This is a genomic window from Palleniella muris (assembly GCF_004792655.1).
Taxonomy (GTDB): domain Bacteria; phylum Bacteroidota; class Bacteroidia; order Bacteroidales; family Bacteroidaceae; genus Prevotella; species Prevotella muris_A.
Genome location: NZ_SRZC01000019.1, coordinates 76,698 through 86,816, shown reverse-complemented (window position 1 = coordinate 86,816; position 10,119 = coordinate 76,698). Strand labels below are relative to the sequence as shown.

Annotated in this window: 7 protein-coding genes; 5 read left to right on the top strand and 2 right to left on the bottom strand. The window is 49.0% G+C overall.

The annotated features are described in order from the left end of the window. Positions 1 to 946 precede the first annotated feature (946 nt). The 3 genes from carB to E5358_RS11290 all read left to right on the top strand — a co-directional run bounded on the left by carB (position 947) and on the right by E5358_RS11290 (position 7,078). Entirely contained in the window at positions 947 to 4,174 is a 3,228-nt protein-coding gene (gene carB, locus E5358_RS11300; protein WP_135940288.1) for a carbamoyl-phosphate synthase (glutamine-hydrolyzing) large subunit, read from the top strand. Positions 4,175 to 4,370: 196 nt separating this feature from the next. Further along, positions 4,371 to 4,994, top strand: coding sequence for a porin family protein (locus tag E5358_RS11295; RefSeq protein ID WP_168354651.1), 624 nt, complete (start codon positions 4,371 to 4,373; stop codon positions 4,992 to 4,994). 32 nt (positions 4,995 to 5,026) lie between these two features. Continuing rightward, positions 5,027 to 7,078, top strand: a complete 2,052-nt coding sequence (locus E5358_RS11290; RefSeq protein WP_135940286.1) for a protein-disulfide reductase DsbD family protein — start codon at positions 5,027 to 5,029, stop codon at positions 7,076 to 7,078. Positions 7,079 to 7,149: 71 nt separating this feature from the next. On the opposite strand, the gene E5358_RS11285 is transcribed toward E5358_RS11290, so the two are convergent. Together E5358_RS11285 and E5358_RS11280 are read right to left on the bottom strand one after the other, a co-directional pair. After that, positions 7,150 to 7,608, bottom strand: coding sequence for a GNAT family N-acetyltransferase (locus tag E5358_RS11285; protein WP_135940285.1), 459 nt, complete (start codon positions 7,606 to 7,608; stop codon positions 7,150 to 7,152). Positions 7,609 to 7,897: 289 nt separating this feature from the next. Further along, entirely contained in the window at positions 7,898 to 8,443 is a 546-nt protein-coding gene (locus E5358_RS11280; protein ID WP_135940290.1) for an RNA methyltransferase, read from the bottom strand. A gap of 548 nt (positions 8,444 to 8,991) precedes the next feature. Between E5358_RS11280 and E5358_RS11275 the strand changes: the two genes are divergently transcribed. Next, positions 8,992 to 9,579 (top strand): hypothetical protein, encoded by a 588-nt coding sequence (locus E5358_RS11275; RefSeq protein ID WP_135940284.1) that lies wholly within the window; start codon positions 8,992 to 8,994, stop codon positions 9,577 to 9,579. Positions 9,580 to 9,601: 22 nt separating this feature from the next. Continuing rightward, on the top strand, positions 9,602 to 10,108 hold the full coding sequence (locus E5358_RS11270; RefSeq protein ID WP_135940283.1) for an imm68 putative immunity domain-containing protein: 507 nt from the start codon (positions 9,602 to 9,604) through the stop codon (positions 10,106 to 10,108). Positions 10,109 to 10,119 lie beyond the last annotated feature (11 nt).

Below are 10,119 nucleotides of genomic sequence, written 5' to 3'. Positions count from 1 at the left end.
AGCCTTCGGGTCTAAATATTTTTTTAGCATAAGTTGTTCTTTTTGATTGTTTTGGAAAAAGGGATGCAAGTAGAAGACAGTTGTACTTGTCCATAACTGCCGAAGTACAGCTTATCTTATGCAAAGATACTGATTTTACTGTTTAGTAAGTTACCTTTTGGTAAGATTGTTTGGCGCAAGCCTGCTTTTTTAACAGTAATTGTGAGTTTTGGACATGTTTTGCAGGTGTTTTTCATGCAACTATCTGTATAATGTTACTTGTTCTGCCGTGAGCCTTTTAGAGCTATATGATTATGCGCAAGTTTTAAAATGCTCTGTTTATCATAATGGGAAAATGGCATCGGGAAATGCGTCTTTTTACGCTTGATTATGGCTTTTGTTAGCGGAGAGAGAGTGGAAAAAGACAGTTTTTGATGCAAAAGGTTATGGATTGCCATGTTTTTCGTTACCTTTCGCTGTGTCAAAGGTTACCTTTTGCAGTGCGAAAGGTAACCTTTTGTGTAGCACATGACGGCAGAATCTTGGGAGGTTTTGTGTAAGTGCTTCATTGGTAGAGCTTTAATGAAATGGTGAAATTCTGCGATTTTTCAAGGAATTCTTTTCGGATTTGTTTTCAAGCGATTCTCATTGGGCAAAAAGGCTGTGAGTTTTCTGATTCTGAAGAAAAGTTCTTGTCCATTTTTGCGTATGCCGTGGAAAATGCAGACAAGATGAAAACAGGAAAACACATGTGCATGTAACGTTGCAGGATGTTCCCGGAATACACATAAATCAATAACTTTCCGTGGTAAAGGCGCAAATGGACAACTTTTTTCCTGAAAAGGAAGAAAAGTGTGTGTTGTTTAAAAAAAATGTAGTAACTTTGCAAAAATTTTATGGATTTTGCTGTAAATGTCATAGGATACTGCATATATTCAGATATTCAAACATATATAAACCCAAACGTATGAAGAAACAACTCAAGAAGGTACTTGTACTCGGTTCCGGTGCTCTGAAAATCGGACAGGCAGGAGAGTTTGACTATTCCGGCTCTCAGGCATTGAAGGCGCTCCGCGAAGAGGGCGTCAGTTCGGTGCTTATCAATCCTAATGTTGCTACGATACAGACAAGTGAAGGTATTGCAGACAAGGTTTATTTCCTGCCTGTTAATACCTTTTTTGTTACAGAAGTGATAAAGAAGGAACGTCCTGACGGCATCTTCCTTGCCTTTGGCGGACAGACTGCACTCAACTGCGGTACGGAGCTTTACAAGAACGGAACGCTCAAGGAGTATGGTGTGGAGGTGCTCGGCACAAGTGTCGAGGCTATCATGAACACCGAGGACCGTGACCTTTTCGTCAAGGAGTTGAACAAGATAGACATGAAGGTGCCTGTCTCCCAGGCTTGCGAGACCATGGAGGAGGCTGTGGCAACGGCACGCAGGATAGGCTATCCTATCATGATTCGTTCGGCATACGCTTTGGGCGGTCTCGGTTCCGGTGTCTGTCAGGACGAGAAGACATTCATGGAGATTGCCGAATCGGCATTCACTTTCGCCCCTCAGGTGCTTGTCGAGGAGTCGCTGAAAGGCTGGAAGGAGATTGAGTTTGAGGTCATCCGCGATGCCAACGACCACTGTTTCACGGTCGCTTCGATGGAGAACTTTGACCCGTTGGGCATCCACACCGGTGAGTCTATTGTCGTAGCACCGACCTGCTCCCTGACAGAGGAACAGGTGAAAATGCTTCAGGACATCGCCGTCAAGTGCGTTCGCCACCTGAACATTGTCGGCGAGTGTAACATACAGTACGCTTTCAACGCCGAGACCAACGACTACCGCATCATCGAGATTAACGCCCGCCTCTCACGCTCGTCAGCCCTTGCGTCCAAGGCGACAGGCTATCCGCTTGCTTTCGTGGCAGCGAAGATTGCTCTTGGCTACACTCTGGACCAGATAGGTGAGATGGGAACTCCTCATTCCGCATACAAGGCTCCGGAACTGGACTACATGATTTGCAAGATTCCACGCTGGGACCTCACCAAATTCGCAGGCGTGAGCCGCAAAATCGGCTCTTCCATGAAGTCTGTCGGTGAGATTATGTCCATCGGACGCTCATTCGAGGAGATGATTCAGAAGGGTCTCCGCATGATTGGACAGGGCATGCACGGCTTCGTGGGCAATGACCACACCAAGTTCGACAACCTCGACGAGGAGCTTGCCAACCCAACAGACCTCCGTGTCTTCGCAATCGCTCAGGCACTGGAGGAGGGCTACACAATAGAGCGCATCCATGATTTGACAAAGATAGACCCATGGTTCCTTGAGCGCATGAAGAACATTGTGGACTACAAGGCTAAACTTGAAGGCTACAACACGCTTGAGGAAATCCCTGCCGACGTTATGCGCCAGGCAAAGGTGTGGGGCTTCTCTGACTTCCAGATAGCACGCTTTGTCCTGAAGCCTCAGGCTGGCAACATGGAGAAGGAGAACCTTGCTGTCCGCGCTTACCGTAAGAAACTCGGCATCCTCCCTGCCGTGAAGCGCATCGAGACTGTCGCAAGCGAGCATCCGGAACTGACAAACTATCTCTACATGACATACGCCGTAGAGGGCAATGACATCAATTACTACAACAACGAGAAGTCTGTTGTCGTCCTCGGCTCAGGTGCTTACCGCATCGGCTCTTCCGTTGAGTTCGACTGGTGCTCTGTAAACGCCATCAACACAGCGCGCAAACTCGGTTACAAGAGTATCATGATTAACTATAATCCGGAGACCGTCTCCACGGATTATGACATGTGCGACCGTCTGTATTTTGACGAATTGTCCTTCGAGCGTGTGCTTGACGTCATCGACCTTGAGAACCCTCGCGGCGTGATTGTCTCCGTCGGCGGTCAGATTCCTAACAACCTTGCGATGAAGCTCCATCGCCAGAGTGTGCCAATCCTTGGTACAAGCCCTGTGTCCATCGACCGTGCAGAGAACAGAGGCAAGTTCTCCGCAATGCTTGACACTCTCGGCATCGACCAGCCACGTTGGTCTGCGCTGACCTCTATGGAGGATGTACAGTCGTTCATCGACGAGGTAGGTTTCCCTGTCCTTGTCCGTCCGTCCTACGTTCTGTCAGGAGCAGCGATGAATGTCTGCTACGACAATGACGAGCTGAAGCGTTTCCTTGCCGCAGCTTCCGAGGTTTCAAAGGAATATCCTGTGGTTATTTCCGAGTTCATGACCGAGACCAACGAGATAGAGTTTGACGGTGTTGCACAGAATGGTGAGGTTGTCGAGTACGGCATCTCCGAGCATATCGAGTACGCCGGTGTGCATTCCGGCGACGCGACAATGGTGTTTCCTGCCCAGCAGATTACCTTTGCGACAATGCGCCGCATAAAGAAGATTGCGCGTGCCATAGCGAAGGAGCTGAACATCTCCGGTCCTTTCAACATCCAGTTCCTTGCAAAGGGACGCGATGTGAAGGTCATCGAGTGCAACCTCCGTGCTTCACGCTCCTTCCCGTTTGTCTCAAAGGTGCTTAAGCGAAACTTCATCGAGACAGCGACACGCATCATGCTTGACGCTCCTTACAAGCAGCCTGACAAGTCAGTGTTCGACATCGACCGCATGGGTGTCAAGGCTTCACAGTTCTCTTTCGCACGTCTGCAGAACGCCGACCCAATCCTCGGTGTGGACATGTCCTCTACCGGTGAGGTGGGATGTATGGGCGACTCCTACGAGGAGGCACTACTCAACTCAATGATTGCCACAGGCTACAAGATTCCTTCCAAGGACAAGGGCATCATGCTGTCAAGCGGCGGTGCCAAGGAGAAGGCTTCTCTCCTCGACGCTGCACAGGCTTTGGACAAGGCAGGATATGCGGTTTATGCGACAGAGGGCACAGCCAAGTATCTCAGCGAGAACGGTGTGAAGGCCACTGCAGTGGGATGGCCTGACGAGGATTCACACATTGCGAATGTGATGGACATGATTCATGACCATAAGTTTGACCTTATCGTGAACATTCCTAAGAACCACAGCAAGCGTGAGCTTACCAACGGCTACAAGATTCGCCGTGGCGCAATAGACCACAACATACCGCTGATAACCAATGCGCGCCTTGCGTCTGCATTCATCGAGGCGTTCTGCGAGAAGCAGCTTGACGGCCTGCAGATAAAGAGCTGGCAGGAGTATGAGTAATCCTTCAGGTTTGCTCTGAACATAAAGACAGATGCGACAGCCATGCCGCCCACCATAGCCCTCGCGGCAAGTGTGGCTTCGTGATGACTGTTGCATCTGTCTTGTTGTTTCCTGTACATATTTATATATGCAGACTGTCACAATAACGGAAAGGTTTCTGCGTTATAATCATGAATGTTTTAAAAATTTTGTGATTATGAAGAGAATTCATCTGTCCGTTATGGCATGCTTCCTGTGCCTCTGTTCTTATTGTCAAATCTTTGACTTTGGCGTTACCGGCGGCCTGACAGTCTCCAACCCGAAGGATGCCGGCAGTCATGTCGGCTACAACATCGGAGTGAAAGGCGAGCTGGTGCTTGGCGAAGGATACAATGACTTCTTCTTCTCTCCGGAGCTTCTGCTTGTCAACAAAGGTTGGAAAGAACTGGTCTATGTTGCGGAAGATGACAGCAAGACTCTTGATTGGAACTGGAATCTCAACTATCTTGAGTTCCCTTTGCTGGTTGGAATGAGGCTTTATAAGGATCGGAAGACCCAACTCATTTGGGAAGCAGGCCCTTATCTCGCTGTCGGACTGTGGGGAGACAATAAGTTTAATGACGACCCCGGTTTAGGAACAAGCCGCATCTTCTCGGATAAAGTGTGCGAGCGTTTCGATTGCGGTGTAAAGGCTTACGCCGGACTGGAGTGGGGAAGACTGCGTTGCGGAGTGAACTTCAGCTATGGATTCATGGACACAATGAAAGACCAGTATGACGTGTTGGACAAAAGAAAAATGCTGACCTACGGCTTGCAGCTGACATATATGATTACGAAATAAAACAAACAAGAATAAAAGATTAACACATTACGATGACAAAAAAAATAACGTTGTGCCTCTGTGCACTACTGTTTTCCCTTGCTTCTGCCATCGCACAGGTGACATTCAAGCCATCTTTGAAGCAGACCGCGCCTGACGAAATCACCATAACCTTCGCAGGTTCTATCGCAGGTGGCTGGCATGTCTATGCTCCGGATGAGAAGAACGGACCGGTTCCTGCCACCTTCAATGTCGAGAAGATTGAGGGACTGAAGGCTGCCGGAGGCTTGAAAGCCGACAAGGCGCCTATGCGCAAGCATGAAGAAATGTTCGGTGCGACAGTTTCTTACTATGAGAATGCCGTGACATTCACACAGAAACTTAAAATAACAGGCCAGCATTACTCAATCCAGGGCTATCTGGAGTATGGAGCATGCAACGACCAAAGCTGCCTGCCTCCTACCAGTGTGGATTTCTCTTTCTCAGGAGATGTGAAAGGGAATGACGCGGAAAAGGTTGTGGCTGCCGATGCCAAGGAGGAAAAAACAGACGATGAGCCTGCTGCAGAGACAGCTGCGCCAACGGACACCGTCGCTGCGGACTCTCTCCCTGCTGCCGTCTCAGGCGCTGACGCACTGTGGACTCCGGTCATAAAGGAACTTGCAGCCTTCAAGGACGGTGGCAATCCTGCAGGCGAAGATGCAGGCTCGCTTTGGAAAATATTCATGCTTGGCATCCTCGGTGGCTTCATCGCACTGCTTACTCCATGTGTCTGGCCTATCATCCCGATGACTGTCAGTTTCTTCCTCAAGCGTGCGAAGGATGACAAGCGTAAGGGAATCCGTGATGCTTTCACTTACGGATTGTCAATCATCGTCATATACCTTGCCCTCGGTCTTGCCGTAACACTGCTGTTCGGTGCGTCCGCGCTAAACGCATTGTCGACAAATGCCGTGTTCAACATTTTCTTCTTCCTCCTTCTTGTTGTCTTCGGAGCATCATTCCTCGGAGGGTTCGAGATTGTGCTGCCGTCAAGATGGACAAATGCCGTGGACAGCAAGGCATCTTCGACGACAGGCCTCCTCAGCATATTCCTCATGGCGTTCACCCTCGCCCTTGTCAGTTTCTCATGCACAGGACCTATCATCGGATTCCTGCTCGTGGAGATGGGCACATCGGGTAATATCGTAGGGCCTGCCGTGGGTATGTTCGGATTCGCCCTTGCCTTGGCTCTTCCGTTCACTCTTTTTGCCATTTTCCCAACTTGGCTGAAGAGTGCGCCTAAGTCAGGCAACTGGATGAACAACGTGAAAGTCACCCTTGGCTTCATCGAACTGGCATTCTCGCTGAAGTTCCTTAGTGTCGCTGACCTCGCTTACGGCTGGCATATCCTCGACCGTGAAGTGTTCCTCTCGCTGTGGATAGTGCTGTTCTTCCTCCTCGGTTGCTACCTTATCGGTTGGATAAGGTTTCCGCATGATGAGGACGAGTGGGACGAGATGGGCGAGAAAATCATCAACCACCGCACACCGGTGACAAAGTTCTTCGTCGCACTCTGCTCATTTGCTTTCGCCATCTATATGATTCCGGGACTTTGGGGCGCACCTTGCAAGGCTGTCTCTGCCTTTGCTCCGCCGATGTCCACTCAGGACTTCAACCTTGCGGAACATGAGACAATCGAGGCGGAGTACAAGGATTACGAGGCAGGAATGGAGGCAGCGCGCCGTGAGGGCAAACCTGTGATGATTGATTTCACGGGCTTCGGCTGCGTCAACTGTCGCAAAATGGAGGCTGCTGTGTGGACAGACGAGAGTGTGAAGGCAATGATTACCGACGATTATGTCCTTATCCAGCTCTTTGTTGATGACAAGACACCGCTTCCGGAGCCAATAGAGGTGACGGAGAACGGCACACCGCGCAAGCTGCGCACAGTCGGGGACAAGTGGAGCTATTTCCAAAGGACGAAGTTTGGCAGCAACACCCAGCCGTTCTATGTCCTTCTGGACAACGACGGAAAGCCGCTCAACGCTGCCTGTTCGTATGATGAGGACATTCAGAAATATAAGGATTTCCTCTCTACAGGCTTGAGGAACTACAAGAAATGACACATAGTATGATTATATGAAGCCCGCCCGGCGGATGTGAGAGCAGTCACATTTGCCGGGCGGGCTTTTGTTTATTCCATGTTGATTTGCCGTTCCATGACAACCATATCCTTCAGGATGACTCCGGCTTCAATGATGGTGTGGTCGTAATTGTCTGTGAAGAAATCCTTTATCCGGCAGGTCTCGGTGAAGCCGCATGAATGATAGAAAGGCATTGTCAAAGGGCTGTCGCCTGTCCCGACACGCAATTTCGTATGGCTGTTGTACTGCTTTGCGATGAATTCAACCATAGCTTTGCCGTATCCTTGCCTTTGATGCTCAGGTACAACGGCGAGGTTCTTTATCTCCAGTGTTCCGTTTCCTTCGTCTGTGACCACACATGTTGCTTTCAGGCCATTATCCTCAAGCATCCACATGTCACCATGTTCAAGATAACGGTCTATCATGTCTTCTTGCTCATCGGCAAGGAGAAGCAGGTCAATATGCTTTTTCTTGTTGTCGTGTATCGGACGGAAGATAACTTTATTCATAATATCAATTGAAAGCGTTGCGTTTGTTCCCATTTTACAGACTTACGCCGATTGTTTCATAATGATGCGGTAAAATACATCAAATGTTTTTTCTGTAATTATGTGTCTGTATAAATTAATATTCCTGCATGGTATGCCGTGACTGTGGCTGAGGTGCTCCTGAAGACTGTGGCCCGGCTGCAATCATTGCCGAAACGGCCTGTGCAGTCATCGGATAATGGCATACTGTCAGATTCCGATACCTGCAATATGTGTTTTGCGGATACAAAAATAACATATTTGTGTCCGTTCAGAGCATCAGACGGCGTGCAAACTCCCATATTATAATCCCCGCAGTGACAGAGACATTGAGCGAATGCTTTGTGCCGAACTGCGGAATCTCTATGCAGCCGTCGCACAGGTCGATGACCTCCTGATGCACGCCATGCACCTCGTTGCCGAGGATAACGGCATATTTGTCGTCCTTCCCGGCAGGAGTAACGGCGCATCCGAGCCTGTCAAGCATTGTCGAACCCTCACACTGCTCCACCGCAAACACTTTGTAGCCGTCGCGCTGCAACGCCTCCACCGCTTTTGCGGCAGACCGGAAATACGTCCAGCTGACACTCTCCTCCGCACCGAGGGCTGTCTTGTGAATTTCGTTCTGCGGTGGGGTGGCTGTTATGCCGCAGAGATATACTCCCTCGGCACGGAAGGCGTCGCAGGTGCGGAACACGCTTCCTACATTGTGCATTGATCGCACGTCGTCGAGAACAACGACAAGAGGCATCTTTTCCGCCTCATGGAACTCCTCGACGGAGATGCGCTGCATCTCCATGGTCTTCAGTTTTCTTATCATTTGTATAGTATGTTTTCTTCTGATTTTGAGTTGTACTCTGCAAAGATACAAAAAAAATGTGATTCCTTATGTCAATAGATAGATATTTATGCCTTTGAATAAGATAAGCTGCATATAAAAAAAAGCGTGACGGATTTACAGGGGATATTCCACAGGACATTTGCCTCAGTGACGGATTTTTTTCATATACTCAAAGGATACCGGCATGCAAAAAGACTGACAGGAATAATGCCGTGAACGCCTGCTGCTGTGTAGACTGCCTATAGCCAGATGACAGTGCCCTGTAAACAGACAAGGTATGGATAAAAAAGTTTTTTTCTTGGAATTCTTGTCTCATGTCACATATTTGACTGTCCGGCATGTGGAAGCAATATAAAAAATCACTGTTTGACTTGCCATTATCATTAAAAATGTGTATCTTTGTGGTAAAATATAAAGAGTTCTGCCAAGAAATGAAAGTTGTACAACCGGACATCCTGACAGGAAATACATCGGCAGGATGTATGCTACAGTGGCAGTGATATAATTATAAAAACAAGAAAATCATGAGTATGGAACACAAGGCGTTTCTGTTTGACACGGACAAGTTCTACGCCGAAATCAAGCCTGTCATGGAAGACAGTGTAAAAAACACCGAAGTGGCACACGAATATATAAACAGCCACCTTGACGAATTTCAGTCACCCTACACCGGCGAGCCGCTGGAGGAGGATTGGGAAGATGAGTTCGACGAGCTCACGCTTCAGGTCTATTTCGACATTCTGCTCACCGCCTGCTATGACGTTGAGGACGACCGTGGTTTGGCCGACATGTGGGATGCCGTGAATGAAGTAATCAAATCTCTCGATATTTTCAAAGAGGGCTCGGTGCCAGTGACCGGCCGGGAAATCGAGGCCGACGGTGTGACCGTCGACCCCGGCATGGAGGGCATGGGTCTTATAGACCGCGATGAGGCGGAGGCAATACTGGAAGTATTGAAAGACAACAGAGATGCTGCGGAAGATGCCGAACCCGACCCTGAGGAGATGCTCTATGAAGCCGACCCTGAGGAATGGATGGAGGCATACGACGACCTGTGCACTCTCTATGAAGACGCCCTCGGTGAAAAGAAGGGGCTGCTTTTCACTTTTTAATTGCAAGACAAAAAATAATTGTATGGGTAAAGAATTGTACATTGCCCGATGGTGGGGCGGCTTTGTGGGAGGAAGCGACGACTCCTTGCTTCTGCTTGATTACTTCGGAATGCAGCAAGAAGAGAAATTGCCGCTTAAAGGAATAATGGCAGACCTCCACATCGACACTATCCTGAAGAACGGGGATGTGAATGACGGTGATGCATATTTTGAAACAGAAGACTCATGCGAAGCGCATTTTGACATGGCAGTGGATGTGGTGGCGGACTTGTCGGCCATCCTGTTGGAAAGCCTTGAAAGCGGGGTGGTCGAAATGTCTGCTTTGGATGATGGCGGAGAGTATGCAAACACATTTTCCATATTGGCCGACAAAGAGGACGTGAGTCTGCTTCTTGGCGGCTTGGACAGTTTCATTTCCGCTCCTCAGGAATATGGATTGGCAGAGATGATGACAGAGGAGGACTTGCAGGAACTGGTCGGCGACTGTATCGGAATCCGCGATGCATTGCGAAGGGCGATTGATTATTAACTGCACAGAGC